This is a genomic window from Streptomyces sp. NBC_00344 (assembly GCF_036088315.1).
Taxonomy (GTDB): domain Bacteria; phylum Actinomycetota; class Actinomycetes; order Streptomycetales; family Streptomycetaceae; genus Streptomyces.
This window is the reverse complement of the sequence record NZ_CP107996.1, coordinates 330310-348159: the sequence shown is the minus strand read 5'-3', so window position 1 is coordinate 348159 and position 17850 is coordinate 330310. Positions and strand designations below refer to the sequence as shown.

12 protein-coding genes are annotated in these 17850 nt (G+C 68.4%); 6 read left to right on the top strand and 6 right to left on the bottom strand.

Features of this window, described 5'->3' with window-relative positions:
* The first annotated feature begins 449 nt into the window (after window positions 1–449).
* From OHS16_RS01705 to OHS16_RS01690, 4 genes are all read left to right on the top strand, one after another.
* Window positions 450–2108: a hypothetical protein gene (locus OHS16_RS01705; protein WP_328535334.1), complete on the top strand. Its 1659-nt coding sequence runs from the start codon at window positions 450–452 to the stop codon at window positions 2106–2108.
* A gap of 120 nt (window positions 2109–2228) precedes the next feature.
* On the top strand, window positions 2229–3773 hold the full coding sequence (locus tag OHS16_RS01700; RefSeq protein ID WP_328535333.1) for a sodium:solute symporter family protein: 1545 nt from the start codon (window positions 2229–2231) through the stop codon (window positions 3771–3773).
* Between the two features lie 244 nt (window positions 3774–4017).
* Window positions 4018–5616 carry a hypothetical protein gene (locus OHS16_RS01695; RefSeq protein ID WP_328535332.1) on the top strand — a complete coding sequence of 533 codons (1599 nt, stop codon included), beginning with the start codon at window positions 4018–4020 and terminating at the stop codon, window positions 5614–5616.
* Between the two features lie 110 nt (window positions 5617–5726).
* A complete protein-coding gene (locus OHS16_RS01690; RefSeq protein ID WP_328535331.1) occupies window positions 5727–6386 on the top strand; it encodes a hypothetical protein in 660 nt (219 codons plus the stop codon).
* A gap of 135 nt (window positions 6387–6521) precedes the next feature.
* On the opposite strand, the gene OHS16_RS01685 is transcribed toward OHS16_RS01690, so the two are convergent.
* On the bottom strand, window positions 6522–7130 hold the full coding sequence (locus OHS16_RS01685; RefSeq protein ID WP_328535330.1) for a transglycosylase SLT domain-containing protein: 609 nt from the start codon (window positions 7128–7130) through the stop codon (window positions 6522–6524).
* A gap of 672 nt (window positions 7131–7802) precedes the next feature.
* Entirely contained in the window at window positions 7803–9863 is a 2061-nt protein-coding gene (locus OHS16_RS01680; protein ID WP_328535329.1) for an APC family permease, read from the bottom strand.
* 232 nt (window positions 9864–10095) lie between these two features.
* Between OHS16_RS01680 and OHS16_RS01675 the strand changes: the two genes are divergently transcribed.
* Window positions 10096–10302 carry a hypothetical protein gene (locus OHS16_RS01675; protein WP_328535328.1) on the top strand — a complete coding sequence of 69 codons (207 nt, stop codon included), beginning with the start codon at window positions 10096–10098 and terminating at the stop codon, window positions 10300–10302.
* Window positions 10303–10368: 66 nt separating this feature from the next.
* Here the strand turns inward: OHS16_RS01675 and OHS16_RS01670 are convergent, their stop codons facing one another.
* The 4 genes from OHS16_RS01670 to OHS16_RS01655 all read right to left on the bottom strand — a co-directional run bounded on the left by OHS16_RS01670 (window position 10369) and on the right by OHS16_RS01655 (window position 15700).
* Entirely contained in the window at window positions 10369–11877 is a 1509-nt protein-coding gene (locus OHS16_RS01670) for a diacylglycerol/lipid kinase family protein (RefSeq protein ID WP_328535327.1), read from the bottom strand.
* A gap of 401 nt (window positions 11878–12278) precedes the next feature.
* The gene (locus OHS16_RS01665) at window positions 12279–12956 is read right to left on the bottom strand and encodes a transglycosylase SLT domain-containing protein (protein ID WP_328535326.1); all 678 of its coding nucleotides are present in this window, start codon (window positions 12954–12956) and stop codon (window positions 12279–12281) included.
* Window positions 12957–13515: 559 nt separating this feature from the next.
* Complete coding sequence (locus OHS16_RS01660; protein WP_328535325.1) at window positions 13516–14283, bottom strand: SDR family NAD(P)-dependent oxidoreductase; 768 nt, start codon at window positions 14281–14283, stop codon at window positions 13516–13518.
* A gap of 85 nt (window positions 14284–14368) precedes the next feature.
* Complete coding sequence (locus OHS16_RS01655) at window positions 14369–15700, bottom strand: RNA polymerase subunit sigma-70 (RefSeq protein WP_328535324.1); 1332 nt, start codon at window positions 15698–15700, stop codon at window positions 14369–14371.
* Between the two features lie 106 nt (window positions 15701–15806).
* Between OHS16_RS01655 and OHS16_RS01650 the strand changes: the two genes are divergently transcribed.
* The gene (locus OHS16_RS01650) at window positions 15807–17693 is read left to right on the top strand and encodes an ABC transporter ATP-binding protein (RefSeq protein ID WP_328535323.1); all 1887 of its coding nucleotides are present in this window, start codon (window positions 15807–15809) and stop codon (window positions 17691–17693) included.
* Window positions 17694–17850: the final 157 nt, after the last annotated feature.

Genomic DNA, 17850 nt, shown 5'->3' with positions numbered 1-17850 from the left:
GGGCGCTCGGGCGCCGGCGTCCGATGGCCTCAAAGTTGCGACATGCCCTTTTGGTGTCTGCAAGTGCATCCAACTGGTTCGGTTCAGCTGCTTGACGCCTCCCCGGGGCGAGCTTAAAGTCTGCACATCTGATCACCATCTACATACGTAGACAGTCTGGACGCGAGGAGGCGGGGGCGTTGTTCGACAAGATCGCCGTCAGCGAGGCGGCCTGCCGGTCGTAGGGCCGGGCCGGCGGTGCGCCCGTCACGGCAGTGAGGCGCGCGGGGAAGAGAGCGGCTCCTCGGCGGGCGGGCCGGACCATGTCGCTTTTCAGGGACAGTCGCGTCTCCGGAGATCTGCCGAAGTGCGGTTCCCCGGCCCGGGCTAGGCGGATGCGGGACTTCACCCACGTCTGAGTTCATGGCATGCGCACGCCATATTTCACCCTGATAGAGGAGAGTCGCCAGATGAACGTGCACCCCGAGCCGCGACCCGCGCCTGCCGGCCGGAACAGGTGGGCCAGGTCGCTGCTTGCGCTCGCGCTGGCCGCCGGCGCCGCTGTCCCCACGGCCGGCACAGTGGCACACGCCGCGACTGCTCCGACAGGTGAGCCGAGCACCTTCTCACTGAACGTTCCGGCCGGTGCCGGCGGCGCCGAACTCGCCGACGGTCACCAGGGTTTCTCCGTTGAATCGGCCGACTTCGCCCACGGCTTCCTCACGAGGGACAGGATGGCAGGGCGGCTCAAGACGCTCGGCTCCGACGGGGTGCTGAGACTCGGGGGTTACTCGATGGACCTGGTGTGGCCGGCGTTCGGCAAATGGAGCCGGACATCCGCGCCGAAGGAGGCCATCGGAGGGACCGTTGACCAGTCGGACCTCGATGCGCTGAGGAAGCTCGTGGACGCGACCGGCTGGAAGGTGACGCTCGGCCTCCCTCTGAAGGCTGTGATCGACCCGGCGAAACTGAAGAACCCCGCTCAGGACCCCGCCCCCCGGGTGACGCTCGACCAGATCGTCGCCGAGGTCGAGGCAGCGCACAGAACGCTGGGAGACGACCTGCTGTCCGTCGAGGTGGGCAACGAGTTCGACAACGTCACCACTCTCTCCGGGGGCGAGATGTGGGACACCATGAAGCAGTACGAAGCTGCCGTGCGCGCCGCCGTACCGCACGCCGCCATCAAAGTGGCCGGGCCATCCGCCAACACCGCGGCGACCAACACCAAGCTGGACGATGTCAGCAGGGCCATGCTGGCCGACACATCGGTCGATCCGCAGAAGACGGTGTCCGAACTCTCGTCCCACCTCTACCCGGGCAGCCACTGCGGGACGTCGACCATGACCGTGCCCCAGTTGATGTCATCGGACAGCTACGTCAGAACCCGCACGAAGCTGGCGGGCATCAAGGAGATCGGCGATCGCTTCGGCGGTCGGATACCGATGACCATCAACGAGTCGAACAGTGCTTCGTGCAGCGGGCAGCCGGGGGTCAGCGACTCGTACGCCACCTCCCTCTGGTCGCTCGACTACCTGTTGCAGACCGCGCAGGACGGCATCGACCGGGTCGAGTTCCACACCAACACGGCGGCACTGTGCGGTGACTTCAAACCCCGCAACTCGGCGGACTATCCCATCTCGTACCGCTACTACGGGGCGTTCTGCGCCGCGGACCAGGCCCAGCTCGACGCGAACGGACTCGCGGCGGCGCCGCTGTACTACGGACTCTGGGCCTTCAGCCAGGTGCCGCGCGGCCGGTTCGTCGACCTCGGGCTCGCCGACACGGACCTGGACAAGGTCAGGGCCTACGGGATCAAGGGCCGGGACGGCTCCCTGACGGTCGTGCTCCTCAACGTCCAGGACCCCTCGACTGCGGGTACGACCGCCGACGAGGTGAAGCTCAACTTGCCGGCACGGTACCGAACGGGGCGGCAGGTGACCATGCGCAGCTCCGCGACGGACGGTCTTGGCTCTCCGGACGCGAGCCGGATCACCCTGGGCGACCGCAGTGTGACAGCCGCGGGCAGGGCATCGGGGGTACCGCGGTCGAGGCCGGTGCCGGTCGGCCACCTGTCGGCAACCGTCCGCGTCACCCCGGGAACCGCGCAGATCATCACCTTCAAGCGCTGAGGGCGGGGCCGGACCCCGGAACAAATCCCCGCCGGACACATGTCTTCCCTCCCTCATCTTCATTCCCACGTCTTCATTCTCACGGCACTGCGTGCACCGCATCCGTAACGAGGAGTTCCCATGGCTGTACTGGACTGGGTCGCGCTGGGCGGCTATTTCGTCGTGATGCTCCTCATCGGGGTGTGGTCGCACAAGCGCGTCAGCGGCGTCAGTGACTACTTCACCGGCGGTGGCCGGATGCCCTGGTGGCTCACCGGTATCTCCCACCACATGTCGGGCTACAGCGCCGCGGTCTTCGTCGCCTATGCCGCCGTCGCCTACAGCTACGGCATCACCGTCTACATATGGGCGTTCGTACCTTTGGCCGTGGGTACGGGCGTCGGCGCGATCGTCTTCGCGCCCCGGTGGAACAGGCTGCGCCGCCGGTACGGGGTGGCCTCGCCGCTGGAATACCTCGCGACGCGCTACAACATCTCCACGCAGCAGGCTCTGGCCTGGAGCGGGACACTTCTGAAGGTCTTCGACGTAGCGGCCAAGTGGGCGTCCGTCGCCATCCTGCTCAATGTGTTCACCGGCATGGCGATGAACACCGGCATCGTCGTGACCGGAGTGGTCACTCTGCTGTACTGCACGGTGGGCGGTCTGTGGGCCGACGCGCTGACCGACTTCGGCCAGTTCATCATCCAGGGCATCGCCGCAGTTGCCATGGTCGTCGTGGTGCTCGGAAAGCTGGGCGGAATCTCCGGGGTGAGCACACTCTGGCACCGGTTGCCCGACCACCACACGGAGCCGCTGGTGGGCCCCTACACGGCAACCTTCTTCACCGCGTACATCGTTATCAAGATCTTCGAGTACAACGGCGGTATGTGGAACCTCGCCCAGCGCTACATGGCCACCGACAGCCCGAAGTCCGCGCGCCGGTCCGCCGGGCTGTCCGCGGCCCTCTATGTGATCTGGCCGGCGTTTCTGCTCTTCCCCTCCGTCGCGGCACCGGTGCTGCTGCCGCATGTGGCGGACCCGCAACAGGTCTACGCACTGATGAGCGAGAAGTATCTGCCCGCCGGTCTCGTGGGCCTCACGCTCGCCGGGATGTTCTCCCACACCATGGCGATGGCGTCGTCGGACGCCAACGCGATCTCCTCCGTGGTCGTCCGGGACATGATGCCTGTCCTGTCCCGCAGGGCTCGTGGCATGAGCGAGCGGGCAGGGCTGCTGTCCGCCCGGATCTGCACGGTCGTCTTCATCACACTCAGCATGCTGGTCGCCATCGAAGCCGACCATTTCGGAGGTGTGCTGGGCATCATCGTCGCCCTCGTCGCCGCCGTCATGGGACCGATCTCGATCCCGCTTCTGCTCGGCATGCTTCCCGCCTTCCGCAAGTGCGGACCGCGGGCGGCGCTGATCTCCTGGGCCGCCGGGCTGGCCGGCTACTGGATCGTCAAGTACGGCATGGGCAGCGCCGACCAGACGGCGATCATCGTCACACCTCTGGTGACATCTCTGGTTCTCTATGTGGTTGTCGGCCTCGTGAGCCCCGAGCCCAACGAGGCGGCCGACGCGATCGTCGTGGCCGTGGCCCCGGGCGGCGACGAAGGGGCCGCTGCGGCCGGCCGGATCCCGGTGCCGGCGGACGAACAGCCGCTCATGACACGGGCCGAGGACTGAGCCGCCGCACTCCGGCCCCGAGGCGCTTCCCGCGACATCCTTCCCCGCACGGGGGCCGCAGCACATCACGCGCTGCGGCCCCCGCACCCCGGGCGCACTCTGCCGCCCGGGGCCATCGAGAGGCGGAACAGTGACGCCCGAACAATCGGCCCGATCCACCGCGCTCCGCACCGGAACCCGTCGCACCCGCGGCCGGCGCGGTCTCCGCACCGCGTGCTGCGCAGCTCTTGCCACGATCGCACTGATGGCGTCACCCGGCACCGGCCGGGCCGCCTCCGCTCATGACGGCTCCACCACTCAGCGGCAGCCGGCCGCACGCCACGATTCGCGCCCGGAGCGCGGAGGCAGCATCCCGGCGAACTTCGTGGGACTGAGCATCGAATGGTCCCTGGTGGAGCGGTACATGAGCCCGACGGCCAGGCCGGCCTTCATCCGGCTGCTGCGCAACCTGGGCACCGGTGTGCTCCGTATCGGCGGCTCCTCGCAGGACGTCACCCCCTTCGAAGCAAGCGGCCCCAACAGTGACCGGGTGATCACCCCGCAGGACCTGACGTACATCCGCTCCACACTCGACGCCGTCAACGCCGGACGTCACAGGGCTGAGCGGCCGGCCTGGGGCGTGGTACTCGGTACGGCCATGTCGCCCCCGACCGCGACCCGGCCCTTCGTGAGCCCCGCACACGCACATGCCTTCGTGACCGAGGGGGTCGCCCGGGTCTTCACCGGCGCCGCCGCCGGATATGTGGCAGGAATCGAACTCGGCAACGAACCCGACCTGTCCTACGGGACAGCAGGCCTCGACCACTACCTGAGCGACCTGGCCACGTATGCGTCGCCCGACGTCATCGGCGGATACCCGGTCATCGCACCCAGTACCAGCGAGGACATCCTGCCGTGGCGCAGTGTCGCCGACAGCACCGTGCCCACCCGCTACTTCTGGAACTGGCCACGGATCGTGGACACCGTCGCCGAACGGGCGAAGAGGAACGCGGGGGTCTTCGGCGCATACGCCAGTGACCACTTCTACCCGCTGGCCCGCACCTGCACCGGCAAGCCCTATCGCTGCCCGAGCACCGCCGCACTGCTCTCCCGGGAGCACATGGACAGCCTCGACTACCAGGTCTTCACCCACGCCGAGGCAGCGGACGACCGCGGACTCGGCTACCGCCTGGAGGAGACGAACACCGCAGCGAACCGGGGCGCGGACGGGGTGAGCAATGTCGCCGCTTCCGCCGCCTACGCCCTCGACCTCATGTTTCACGCCGCCTGTCCCCGGCCGCCCGACAACCCGGCGGCAAACGCCGGTTGTGGCACCGGCGCGATCGGTGTGAACTTCCACAACGCGGAGGTGCGCGCCTTCTACGCCCCGGAGGAGGGCAACGCCTACTACAACGCCGTCGACTACGACCCGACCCCGGCCGTCGGGGCCCCCACTGCCGCCCCGCTGTACTACGCCATGCTGATGTTCGGCCGGTTCGCGCAGGGTACCGAAGGGCTGCGTCCCGTCCCGCTGGCCACCGACGAGGGCGCCACTTCGCAGCTCAGCGCCTGGCAGGTCCGGGGCCGGCACGGGGAGCGCCGCCTGTTCCTGATCAACAAGAGCGACCGGCCTTCCACGGTGACTGTCCCGGTGGGTGCTTCCTCGCCGCGGGTCGACCGGATGACACCGTACGACCCTGCCGGCCAGGGCCGGACCGTCGACGCCCCGTACGTGCGCATCGACGGCCGCCAGGTCACCGCGGGAGGTCGCTGGCCCGGCTTCCGGCCCACGGCCGAGTCTGCGGACGGTCATCGGATGACGACGACCGTCGCACCCGGCGAAGCTCTCGTGGTGACCTCGTAGCCCCGCCGCGGGTCGCATACCCCCCCCAACGACCTGAAGGTGAGGACCACCTTTCCCAAGGAACGGCGCGCACACACCGAACCCTTCACGCGAAACAGGAGGACGTACGCATGCTTCGACGCACTCAGGCACTGATACTCGGGCTCGCGACAGCAGCCTCGGCCGCCATACTGCCCATGGCCGCCGGACAGGACTCGACGGCGCAAGCCGCGGTTCGTAAGCAGGTGACGACCGACTACACCCTGCTGCGCCGCAGCCCGGCGTCCTACGTCCTGGGCACGGCCTACCGGAACTGGACCGTGGACGTGCACGGTGACCAGAACAACGGCTACCGATGGGGACGGGTGTTCGGCGACCTGAACACCTGTCTGTGGACCTACTCGGGTGCGCTCGCGGGTGACGCGGCCGCCGACGACAGCTGCGGAGCGGCCACCACCCTGCCGACCTCGATGTTCACCAACGGCCAGATCGGAGGCTCGGCGGACGACGGTGCAACCGTGGCCACCGTCGCGGGCGCCGGCTGCGCGACCTGGGACGGATCGCACATAACCGGATACGGAAATGTCCGTCCCTGGGATGTGCCCGCCGGCGCGAGCGCTCCTGTCAACGGCCAGGTGACGATCGGTCAGACCGTGCTGTGGAGGTATGTCTCTCGCGACGGCAACTGGGTCATGGTGCGCGACCCACGCGCCGGAGGAACCGACGGACAGGGCCTCCAGGGCTGGTACTTCATGCCCCGCGGCTGCCTGCCGGCCGTACTGCCCGGCTGACCGGGACCGCGCGATGCCCGTGCACGGCCCGGCCGTTCCGCGGCTGGGTCCTGCACACGTTCACGGGCACGCGGCCGCACTCGACCGGTCGCGGGCAGGCCGCGATGCGAGGGGCCGATGCCGTCAGAAGCGGGCTCAGTATGCGGAGTTGACGTTGTCGATGGAGCCGTACCGGTGGGCCGCGTAGTTGGCCGCTGCGGTCAGGTTGGCCACGGGGTCGGTGAGCTTGTTGGCGGTTCCGGCGACGTGGTAGGTGTCGAAGGTGGGCTGGATCACCTGGAGAAGGCCCTTGGACGGAACGCCGTTGATGGCGTTGATGTCCGTGTTGTTGACGGCGTTGGGGTTGCCGCTGGACTCGCGCATGATGTTGCGGTGCAGGCCCTCGTAGGTGCCGGGGATGCCCTTGGCCTTCATGATGGCGAGGGAGTGCTTGATCCAGCCGTCGAGGTTGTTGGTGTAGTGCGTGGTGATGGTCTTGCGGTGGGTGGAGCGGTTGGCGGCCTGCGTGCTTGTGTGCTTGTGGGCGGCTGCCTTGTGCTTGGCGTGCTTGGTGTGCTCGGCGGGGTGGGGCTTGGGCGCGTGGGTGGTGGCGCTGGGTGCGTGAGATGCGGCGGGGGTCTGTGCGTGGGCCGGGGCCTGGGCGGCGGCCACGGCGGTGGTGGCGCTTGCTGCCATCAGAGCGGCGGTGGCGATCTTGTGGGTGCGGGTGACGCGGGTGGTGCTGGGCAGGGTGATGCGGGGCATGTGTGGCTCTCTTCCGGTGCGGGGGTGGTGGGGCGGCGACCTGGGTGGCGCGCGTGTGGTGGGGCCGTGGGTCCGGGCCGCCTGGGGTGGTGCTGGGTAGTTGTCGGTGTGTCCGGGATCCATGGTTAGCGCGGACATGAAGCGGTGGCAATGAGGCGATGTACTAACTTTGTTCGTGAGATGGATTGATATGTCCGTTATGGACATGATTTCCGTGGGCGAAGGAGTAGGTGGGTGGGGACTAGTGGGGTTAGTAAGTGACGTAGGTCTCGTGTCTGGCGTCACCCCTGGAGGTGCTCCCGATCGGTGGTGCGGTGTTCCGAAGTGGCGTGGACCACAAGGGGCAAGGGCCAAAAAGGCAGCGACCATACGGAAACGGGTCCCGGCTGCTCGGCCGGGACCCCCGGTTCCTCACCTGCGGTGATGGGCGCCCAGGGGAAGGCGCCAGGTGCGTCGACGGCACACGGCAGCGCCTCTGCTGCCTCCTCGGCGCCACACCGTGACAGGGGGTGACCAGGCGACGAGGGCGCCGCGCTGTCTGCCGGCCGCGCGCACCCTTCTTCCCGCCACCTCGGGCGGCGCGATCCCGTCACATCCCCCCTGTTCTCCCGCAACGCCCGGCCGGGCCGGGTGCGCGACCGTACGCCGGAGGGGTTTCACGGGGGCGCCCGGTCAGTGCGGGGCGGGTGGCTGGGAATCCCCGGGGCCCCGGTCGGTGCGGCGGAGGGTGAAGGCGGGTTCGCCCCGGCGGACGGCGCCGGCGGCCCGGCCCACGGGCCGGTAGCCCCTGCGCTCGTAGGAGGTCAGGTGCCAGGGAACGCTGACGACCATCACCCCGGGGGTGAACAACAGGCGGCTCTTGAGCCACAGGGCGGACTGGTTGTGAAGGAGGTTCTCCCACCAGTGACCGACGACGTATTCGGGGATGAAGACACTGACGACGTCGCGGGAGCTGTCCCGGTTGACGGCCCGCACGTAGTCCACGACGGGCCGGGTGATCTCGCGGTAGGGAGATTCCAGGGTCTTGATGGGCACTTGAATGCCGAAGCTCTCCCACTGCGCACGCAGCGCCTCGGCCTCCTGCCGGTCGACGGCGACGGTGAGGGCTTCAAGGTCGTCCGGGCGGGTGGCGCGAGCGTAGGCCAGGGCCCGCAGGGTCGGTTTGTGGACTTTCGAGACCAGGACCACGGCGTGGACCCGGGAGGGCAGGATTGCTTTGTCGCTTGGGTCGGTGATGGCGAGTTCGGCTGCGGTGTTGTCGTAGTGGCGCCGGATGCCACGCATCATCAGCCACAGCAGCACGGCCGCGATCACCGCGAGATAGGCGCCTTCGAGGAATTTGGTGGCCAGCACGATCACCAGGACCAGGCCTGTCACCAGCGCCCCTACCCCATTGACCACGCGGGCACCGTACTGGCGGCGCCGCACGGCGGGATCGGTTTCGGTGCGCAGGGCGCGGTTCCAGTGCCGCACCATGCCGGACTGGGAGAGCGTGAAGGAGGTGAACACACCAAGGATGTAGAGATGGATGAGGCTGGTGACCGACGCGTCGTACGCCCAGAGCAGGGCGCTGGCGACCACGGCCAGGGCGATGATGCCGTTGGAGAAGGCGAGGCGGTCGCCGCGTGTATGGAGCTGGCGGGGCAGGTACCGGTGCTGAGCGAGGATCGACGACAGCAGGGGGAAGCCGTTGAAGGCGGTGTTCGCGGCCAGGACCAGCACGAGGGCGGTCGCGGCCTGGATGTAGAAGAATCCGATGCTGTCACTCCCGCCGAAGACGGCCGCGGCGAGCTGGGCGATGACGGTGCGTTGCGGGGTGGTGTGGCAATTCCCCCTGAAGCCGGTCAGATCGCAGGTGTTCGTGGTGATGTGGACTTTGGCGACCGTCGCGAGGGTGGTGATGCCGGAGAACATCACCACGGCAATGATGCCCATGGCGGCCATTGTGGTGGCGGCGTTCTTCGACTTCGGTTTGCGGAACGCCGGTACGCCGTTGGAGATGGCCTCCACGCCGGTCAGCGCGGTACAGCCACTGGAGAACGCGCGCAGCGCGAGCATCAGCAGCGCGAAGCCGGCGAGGTCGGCGTGCCCGGGTGTCGGGGTGACGCCGTAGGCGGCGGATTCGGCCACCGGGGCGTCGCCGAAGGCCCAACGGAACAACCCGCTGGCGCACATGATGAGAACGCCGCCGATGAACAGGTAGGTGGGGGCCGCGAAGACGTTGCCTGATTCCCGGACGCCGCGCAGGTTCACCGCAGCGAGCAGAACGACGAAGATCACGGCCAGGCCGGCCCGGTAGTCGTTCAGTGCCGGAATGGCGGAGATGATGTTGTCCACGCCCGAGGCGACGGACACCGCAACGGTCATGACGTAGTCCACCAGCAGGGAGGCGGCCACCACGAGTCCGGCGGACGGGCCGAGATTCGTGGACACCACCTCGTACGACCCGCCGCCGGAGGGGTAGGCGCGTACCACCTGGCGGTAGGACAGTACGACCACAGCCATCAGACACACCACCGCGACCGCTACCCACGACGTCAGATAGAGGTAGGCCAGGCCGCCGAGCGTGAGCACCAGAAGGATTTCCTGTGTCGCGTAGGCGACCGAGGAGAGCGGGTCGGAGGCGAAAATAGGCAGGGCGAGGCGCTTGGACAGCAGCGTCTCCTGAAGCCCCTCACTCGGCAGTGCCCTGCCGATCACCACACGCTTGACCGCATCCGCGAATTTCGCCACGCAGTGAGCGTAAAGGGCATAACGGGCAAGCCGTGACAGCCACACGAGGCGTGGAGGGTTCTCCACAAGCGTCAGCCCGTGTGTCGCTCCAGCGCGCTCACAGGCTACTGCGCAGCGCTTGGCCGCCGGACCGATGTGATCGCCCGTCAGCCGTCAGCCGTCAGCCGTCAGCCGCCGGCGACGCGCCTTGCCGTCGTCCACGTGCCACCGCAAGCGTGAGAGCATTCCGTACATGGATCTCACCGCCCTTGAGCTGGCAGTCCACCGCCTCCGGGATGCCGAGGCGGCGCTGGACGCGGCGCGCGCAGATGTCGAGCTGGAAGCGGTAGCCGCCGTCCGGAAGGGCGGCCCAGTGGACAAGGTCTCCGAACTCTGCGACCTGACCCCTCACGACCTGCTGAGGATGGAGAAACTCACGGGCGACATCCCTGTGAGGTAACCGGCTTCCGGGACGGATTCCCCGGCCCGGAGCGGATCGTCGCGGCGGAAACGCCGGCACCGTGTATCAGCGGAGCCACCGGTCCTCGTCCATGGGACGGTAGAGCGTCACGGCCTTGGGCAGCTTGTCCAGGATCAGCCGCCGGTGGGCGCCGTCGGTGACCTCTCCGTCGTAGGCGAAGTGCGGGTCCCCGCCCTGTACTTCGAGGTGCAGGCGCCGGACCTGTGCCGTGGTCAGTACACGGGAACTGTGCAGCGTCCCGGTCAGGACGGCCAGCAGCAGCCGGGTGCGGGCCAGTGGAGTGCCGGCTTCCACCGCGCGTATGTCGAGGAGTCCGTCGTCCAACTGCGTGCGGTAGGTCGGCGCGAAGCCGGCCGGGTGGTAAATGCCGTTTCCGGCGAACAACAGCCACAGGCTGCGCGGACGGCCGTTGACGACCACGGACAGCGGGCTGCCCGTCGTCAGGACCTTGGCAAGCCCTACGGCCAGTGCCGGCCACTTGCCGATGCGCTTCTGCAGGGCCTCTCGCGCATGGACAAGTTCCGAGTACACCCCGAGGCTGAAGGTGTTGAGGAACAGTTTCTGTTCGTCACCGTCGACCGACGAAGCCCGGCCGACATCGGCGGAGACGGCGTCGCCCGACCGTATGGCGCGTGCCACGTCTTCCATGGTCTGGTTGCCGAGGTCCATGGCGAAGTGGTTGAAGGTTCCGCCCGGAAAGACAGCCAGCGGCACCCGGTGCCGGGCCGCCGTCTCACTTCCCGCGTTGACGGTCCCATCGCCGCCGCACACGCCGAGCGCTCCGTCATCGCCGACCGCCGCGACGGCGGCGTCATGGAGTAGGCCGGTGAGATCGTCACCCGGCTGCATGACCGAGATGTCGGCCTCGGGCAGCAGCGTGCGGAGCGTTTCCTCGGTGTCCTTGCTCCAGGCGATCCCCGACGAAGGATTGACGACAAGATGCAACCCCTTGCCATCGGGGAGGGCCGGGGCGGGCGTGCGCGGCGGGGCGGCGCCTGCCGGGGCTTCCGGTTTGACCGGCCACCAGCGACACGTCACCAGGGCCGCCGCCGCACCGATGCCGATACCGACCGCGGCGCGCCTGCGGCGGTCGGTTCCGGTGCGGGCACGGACAGCGGCGACAGCTGCCGCAGCGGGAAGTGCGGCGAGGCCGTAGCGCGGTGACTCGAGCAGCGCGCCTGCCGCGAAGGCGGCAGCCGACGCGGTCCGGCCCGATGGCAGTGAGGCGGTTCGCGGGCCGGGCAGAATCCCCGGGATGGCATCGAGTACCGGGCGTGCGCTGCGAGCGGCAGGCTTGGCGAAAGCGTGGTTGACGGCGGAGACGACGGCGACCGCCCCGACGCCGCGCAGTGCCGCCCTGCGTGCCGTTCTGCCGCCCGACAGGCCGAGTACGGTCCCGACTCCGAGCCAGATGAGGTCATGGCCTGCGGCCCGGTGTACCAGAGGCGGCAGGAATCCGCCCCGCTCGCGCCCTGGTCTTTCCGCCGATGCGATCCGGCCCGTGAGGGCCAGGGCCCTCCGCAGCGGTCCACGTTGCTTCACGCTTCCACCCATTTCTTGAACGTAGACACTCCGCGGCGCGCATCGGCGTGCTGCCTCACCCTACTTGTGCGGGCCGGGGGCAGTACGGCGATACGGCACGGCGAGCTGCCGGTTGTATGACCGCCGCGTACCCCGGGAACGGCGGATCAACAGGGCCGGCGTGAACTCCCTTCCGGGGCCGGGAGCCGTCCGTACCGATCCGGCCGGGCGCGGAGTTCTGCCGCACGGGTCGCGCAGGAGACCCGAAGACTGTCTTCCTGCCGGCCGGGGAGCTCGCCGGCCGGTCCGGGATCTGGCTGGCAGAGCATCCGGCCGTGGACAACCTGGATGCCCTCAAGTGACGGCCCGTCAGTATTCTGGGCCTCCGGTCAGGACGCGCCCCTGGGGTGAAACCGGAATGTGAACGACCCTGCTCAGTATGCGGAGTTGACGTTGTCGATGGAGCCGTACCGGTGGGCCGCGTAGTTGGCCGCTGCGGTCAGGTTGGCCACGGGGTCGGTGAGCTTGTTGGCGGTTCCGGCGACGTGGTAGGTGTCGAAGGTGGGCTGGATCACCTGGAGAAGGCCCTTGGACGGAACGCCGTTGATGGCGTTGATGTCCCAGTCGTTGACGGCGTTGGGGTTGCCGCTGGACTCGCGCATGATGTTGCGGTGCAGGCCCTCGTAGGTGCCGGGGATGCCCTTGGCCTTCATGATGGCGAGGGAGTGCTTGATCCAGCCGTCGAGGTTGTTGGTGTAGTGCGTGGTGATGGTCTTGCGGTGGGTGGAGCGGTTGGCGGCCTGCGTGCTCGTGTGCTTGTGGGTGGCTGCCTTGTGCTTGGCGTGCTTGGTGACGTGCTTGACGTGCTTGGTGTGCTCGGCGGGGTGGGGCTTGGTGGGGAGCCCGTTGGTGGCGACAGGCTTGATGGCGGTGGGTGCGTGGGTGGCGACGGCGGTGGTGGTGGGCGCCTGGGCGGCCGTGGTGGTCTGCGCGTGGCTGGGGGTCTGGGTGGCAGCGATGGCGGTGGTGGCACCTGCTGCTATCAGGGTGGCCGCGGCGATCTTGTGCGTGCGGGTGATGCGGGTGGTGCTGGGCAGGGTGACGCGGAGCATGCGTGGCTCACTTCCGGTGCGGGGGTGGTGGGGCGGCGGCCTGGGTGGCGCGCGTGTGGTGGGGCCGGAGGTCCGGGCCGCGTTGTTGCTGGTGTGTCCGGGGTCCATGGTTAGCGCGGAGGTGGAGTGGTTGCAATGAGGTGTTGTACTAGCTTTGTTCGTGGGATCAAGTGATATGTCCGTTATTCGCATGGTTTTTATGGGTGAGTGAGTGGGTGCGCGACGACTACAGGAGTTAGTAGGTGACGTAGGTCTCGTGTCTGGCGTCACCTCCGATGGGGCCCTCGGGCCGGTGGCGGGGTGTTGCGAAGTGGCCTGGACCACACGGACATGGACCCCCGAGGGCAGGGACCTCGAGGAACAGGGGGCTGATCGCAAACCCAGGACGTACAGCCGGATCCACGTCCGGCTGCCGGCCTTCATGCGCCGGGAAGCTCCTGGCGGGGTTCCGAGCGCGATGATCTCGGGGCCCGCAAGGAAACTGCCCGGTCCTCCATCGGCGGCGCGACGGAGAACCGGGCAGTTCCGGATGTGGATGGCCGGGGCACCCGGTGTGCGATCAGCTGGGGAACATTCCGGCGGTGGCGTTGATCCAGGTGCCCGTGATGGTGCAGCCGGCGTCGGAGGCGAGGAACGTCGCCAGTGCGGCGATGTCCGCGATCCTGGGTGAGCGTTTCGTCATCCGCATGCTGTCGAGGTGGTCCCTGACACCCTGTACGGCCGCCTCGTCCATGGCCGGAGCACCCGCGGCGGCGAGTTTCTCCGGCGTCAGTGTGTCGGTGACCCCCGCGGTCCAGATCCCGCAGACACGTACTCCGGCCGGGCCGATCTCCTGGGCGAGTTGACGGATCAGGGCGTCGGTCGCCGCGTCGGCAGCTGCGGTTCCGCCCATCATCGGACTGCCGTTGGCGGATGCGCTGTCCAGGGAGAGGATCACGCCTGACCCCTGCGCCGTCATCCGGCGGGCCGCGGCCCGAGCCGTGATGAACTGGCAGGCGATGCCCTGCACGACGGGCCGTGTGTAGTCCTCGACCGACATCTCGGTGAGCGGCACTCCCTGGAAATCGCCACGCGGTACGAGGTTGAGGGAGATGTCGATGCGGCCCGCCCGCTCGACGACCGACGCGGCATGGGCTTCGACGGCCGCCTCGTCGCGTGCATCGAGCACGTCGTACTCTGCGTCGATCGCGGCAGCGACCTTGTGCAGTGTGGACTCCGTACGGCCGGCCAGGAACACCCGAGCCCCCGCCTGTACGTATGCCTGTGCGACACCTGCGCCCAGCGAACCTGCCCCGCCGTAGATCACCGCGACCTTGTCGTTCAGCATGATGATGTCCCTTCGGTCGGACGCCGAGTGCGTCCCTCACCTCATGAGACGCGTATGCCGCGGAAAGTCATCGGTGCCGTGCAGTTCAGAGTGTCATCGGTAGCCCGAACGCGGGGAACAGATGCGGCTCGAATGTGGTGATCTCCGCGATCAACCCGTCCTGGACCCGCAGGACGTCGATCAGCTGGGCCCGGAAGACGCTTGTACCCGGCCGTTGCAGATAGCCGGCGACCGCCGGCTGGCCGTTGGCGCGCACGGGCAGGTGACGCCAGCGGCCGGCGAACATCGGCGACACCGGATCGAGGTTCGGCCGGACGAAACCGAAGAGCGCGTCACGGGTGGTGAACCAGAACGGGTTGGGCGGCATGGTGAGGACCGCGTCAGCCCGTACGAGATCAACCATGGCGTCGATGTCGGCCCGGGCGGCGGCGTCCATGTAGCGATGCAGGAGTGCCAGCTCCTCGGGGCTCGGCTCGCTTGCCGACCAGTCCGTGCGGCGCGCGGGCAACGCTGCCCGCAGGGCGGACCTGCCTCGCTGGACGGCGCTGTTCGCCGAGGCCTGGCTGCTGCCCAGCAGGTCGGCTGTCTCCTTGGCCGACCAGCCTGCGACGTCACGGAGGATCACCGCCGCCCGCTGGCGCGGCGGCAACTGCTGGATCGCGGTCAGGAAGACCAGCTCGAGTGTCTCGCTCGCCACCGCCGCGTCGTCCGGAGCGTTCCGCGGTGCGGGGAGCTCCGGAAGCTGACCGTCGGGAAAGGGCTGGAGCCACGGAAGACGCGGCGGTGGCGGCCCGTCACCGGAGTCCATGCCGGGAACCGGGGCGTACACGGTCGGACGCCGGTTGTTCTTGCGCAGGAAGTCCAGGCATACATGGGTCGCTGTTCTGTAGAGCCACGCACGCGTGTTGTCGACGCCCGCCAGCGTCTCCCGGGCCCGCCAGGCACGCAGCAGAGCCTCCTGAGTGAGGTCCTCGGCTTCGTCGTACGATCCGAGCATCCGATAGCAGTGCACCCGCAGCTCATCCGTGTGCGCGTCGACCAGCGCTGTGAAAGCGTCTTCCCCCATTTTCGTCACACCGCTGGGTGTGACGCTTTCCTCGGTCCGCGTACCGTCCGCCTGCTCCTCGGAGGCCGCGGGCCCGGCAGGGCCACGTGCCAGGCGCGCCAGTCTCCGCAGCTGTGAGAAACGGTTCGACAAAGCCTCGACGTCGGCGTGGAACGCGAGCGGCGGATCCGGCTGCAGCCGCCGCAGCCGGTCCCCGATCTCGGTGATCAGTTCCCTGACGGGAGCCGCCACCGGCTGCCGCCGCTCACGATAGGCGCGCTGCCTGCACGCCTGCGAACAGTACGACGCGGCCCGCCCCGGGCCGTCGCCGCTCTCGATCGGACGCCCGCAGGATCGGCACTTCCCAGTCATGTCCCAGACGCTAGCGTTTCGAACACGGCCGTTCACCGGGAACGGTGTTTCGGGCAGACAGTGAAGTCGTTGACCTCAAGTCGAGTCGAGGTCGTACCTTCCTGCCATGAGTATGGAAACCACCGCGTGGACACAGCTCCACAACGTCATGAACGCGCAGCAGGACCGACGTCCCTTCGACCCTGCCACGCTACGGCGAATCGCCGCGTTCGCCCGGCCGCACAGCCGGCGTATCGGCTTGTTCCTCCTGGTGAGCGTCGCCACGGCACTCCTCGCGGTCGCCACCCCGGTCCTCGCGGGCCATGTGGTGAACGTGATCGTCAGCGGTGGCGAGACGACGACGGTGACGCGCCTGGCCGTGCTCATCGCCCTGATCGCCCTCGCCGAGTCGGGCCTCGGACTGTTGAACCGATGGCTTTCGGCGAACCTCGGAGAAGGACTGATCCTCGATCTGCGCACCGCTGTCTTCGACCATGTGCAGCGCATGCCGGTCGCGTTCTTCACACGTACCCGTACGGGCGCACTCGTCAGCCGGCTCAACAACGATGTCATCGGGGCCCAACGGGCCTTCAGCAACACGCTGTCGGGTGTGGTCAGCAATGTGGTGACACTGCTGCTCACCCTTGTCGTGATGCTCGGCATCTCCTGGCAGATCACGGTGCTCGCCCTGGTGCTGCTCCCGGTCTTCGTGCTGCCGGCCCGCCGGATGGGCACCCGGATGGCGCGGCTCCAGCGCGAAGCGGCCGAGCACAACGCGGCCATGGGAACCCGGATGACCGAGCGCTTCTCGGCGCCCGGGGCAACCTTGATCAAACTCTTCGGCCGACCGGCGGACGAGTCCGCCGAGTTCGCCGCCCGGGCACGCCGGGTGCGCGACATCGGGGTGCGCACGGCGATGGCGCAGTCGGCGTTCATCTCCGCACTCACCCTTGTGTCCGCGCTCGCGCTGTCCCTTGTGTACGGACTTGGTGGTTACTACACGCTGCGCGGGCATCTGCAGGCGGGTGCCGTCGTCTCCCTCGCGCTGCTCCTCACCCGGCTCTACGCACCGCTCACCGCTCTGGCCGGGGCACGCGTCGAGGTGATGAGCGCGCTTGTCAGCTTCGAGCGGGTGTTCGAAGTGCTCGACCTCGAGCCGCTCATCGCCCAGAAGCCGGACGCGCGGCCCGTCCCACTGGGTCCGGTGTCCGTGGAGTTCGACGCTGTGCGCTTCGGATACCCGTCCGCCGACAAGGTGTCGCTCGCCTCGCTGGAGGAGGTGGCCGCTCTGGACACCCGCGGCAGCACCGAAGTGCTCCGCGGGATCTCCTTCCGCGCCGAGCCCGGCCAGATGGTGGCACTGGTCGGCTCCTCCGGCGCGGGAAAGTCGACCATTGCCCAACTGCTGCCGCGGTTGTACGACGTCGACTCCGGCGCTGTCCGCATCGGCGGTGTCGACGTCCGCGATCTGACCACCGACTCCATCCGCGGCGCTCTCGGCATGGTCACGCAGGACGGCCACCTGTTTCACGAGTCGGTCCGCGCCAACTTGCTGATCGCCCGCCCGGCAGCCACCGAGGAGGACCTGTGGGACGCCCTGCGGCGCTCCCGTCTGGACACCCTGATCGCCACGCTGCCCGACGGACTGGACACGGTGGTCGGCGAGCGCGGCTACCGGCTTTCCGGCGGTGAGCGTCAACGGCTCACCATCGCGAGGCTGTTGCTCGCACGTCAGCGTGTCGTCATCCTTGATGAAGCCACCGCACACCTCGACAACACGTCGGAGGCGGCAGTCCAGGAGGCGCTCGGCGAGGCACTCGAAGGCCGCACCGCGGTGGTGATCGCGCACCGCCTGTCCACCGTACGGGCAGCGGACCTGATCCTGGTGGTGGAGGACGGTCGCATCGTCGAGCGGGGTACGCACGAGGAACTTCTGGTGCTCGGAGGCCGTTACGGCGAGCTGTACCAGACCCAGTTCGAGCCTTCCCGCACCGCGACGGCGGATCTCGACTGAGCGCACCACCGGGCGGTGGTTTCAGGGCTGCCTGGAAGGCTGGTTGAGGCCGTGTCCGCCGGGCCGTGGCCTTGGAGTGAGTTGGCATGGGGCCGCGCGAAGGGCCTCACCGCACATTCTCACCCGGGGCCTCGGCCTCGGCGCGCGTCCACGATGC

Coding starts and splice junctions, on each gene's coding strand:
- OHS16_RS01705 (WP_328535334.1), top strand. CDS start 450: ATGAACGTGCACCCCGAGCCGCGACCCGCGCCTGCCGGCCGGAACAGG.
- OHS16_RS01700 (WP_328535333.1), top strand. CDS start 2,229: ATGGCTGTACTGGACTGGGTCGCGCTGGGCGGCTATTTCGTCGTGATG.
- OHS16_RS01695 (WP_328535332.1), top strand. CDS start 4,018: ATGGCGTCACCCGGCACCGGCCGGGCCGCCTCCGCTCATGACGGCTCC.
- OHS16_RS01690 (WP_328535331.1), top strand. CDS start 5,727: ATGCTTCGACGCACTCAGGCACTGATACTCGGGCTCGCGACAGCAGCC.
- OHS16_RS01685 (WP_328535330.1), bottom strand. CDS start 7,130: ATGCCCCGCATCACCCTGCCCAGCACCACCCGCGTCACCCGCACCCAC.
- OHS16_RS01675 (WP_328535328.1), top strand. CDS start 10,096: ATGGATCTCACCGCCCTTGAGCTGGCAGTCCACCGCCTCCGGGATGCC.
- OHS16_RS01670 (WP_328535327.1), bottom strand. CDS start 11,877: ATGGGTGGAAGCGTGAAGCAACGTGGACCGCTGCGGAGGGCCCTGGCC.
- OHS16_RS01665 (WP_328535326.1), bottom strand. CDS start 12,956: ATGCTCCGCGTCACCCTGCCCAGCACCACCCGCATCACCCGCACGCAC.
- OHS16_RS01660 (WP_328535325.1), bottom strand. CDS start 14,283: ATGCTGAACGACAAGGTCGCGGTGATCTACGGCGGGGCAGGTTCGCTG.
- OHS16_RS01655 (WP_328535324.1), bottom strand. CDS start 15,700: ATGACTGGGAAGTGCCGATCCTGCGGGCGTCCGATCGAGAGCGGCGAC.
- OHS16_RS01650 (WP_328535323.1), top strand. CDS start 15,807: ATGAGTATGGAAACCACCGCGTGGACACAGCTCCACAACGTCATGAAC.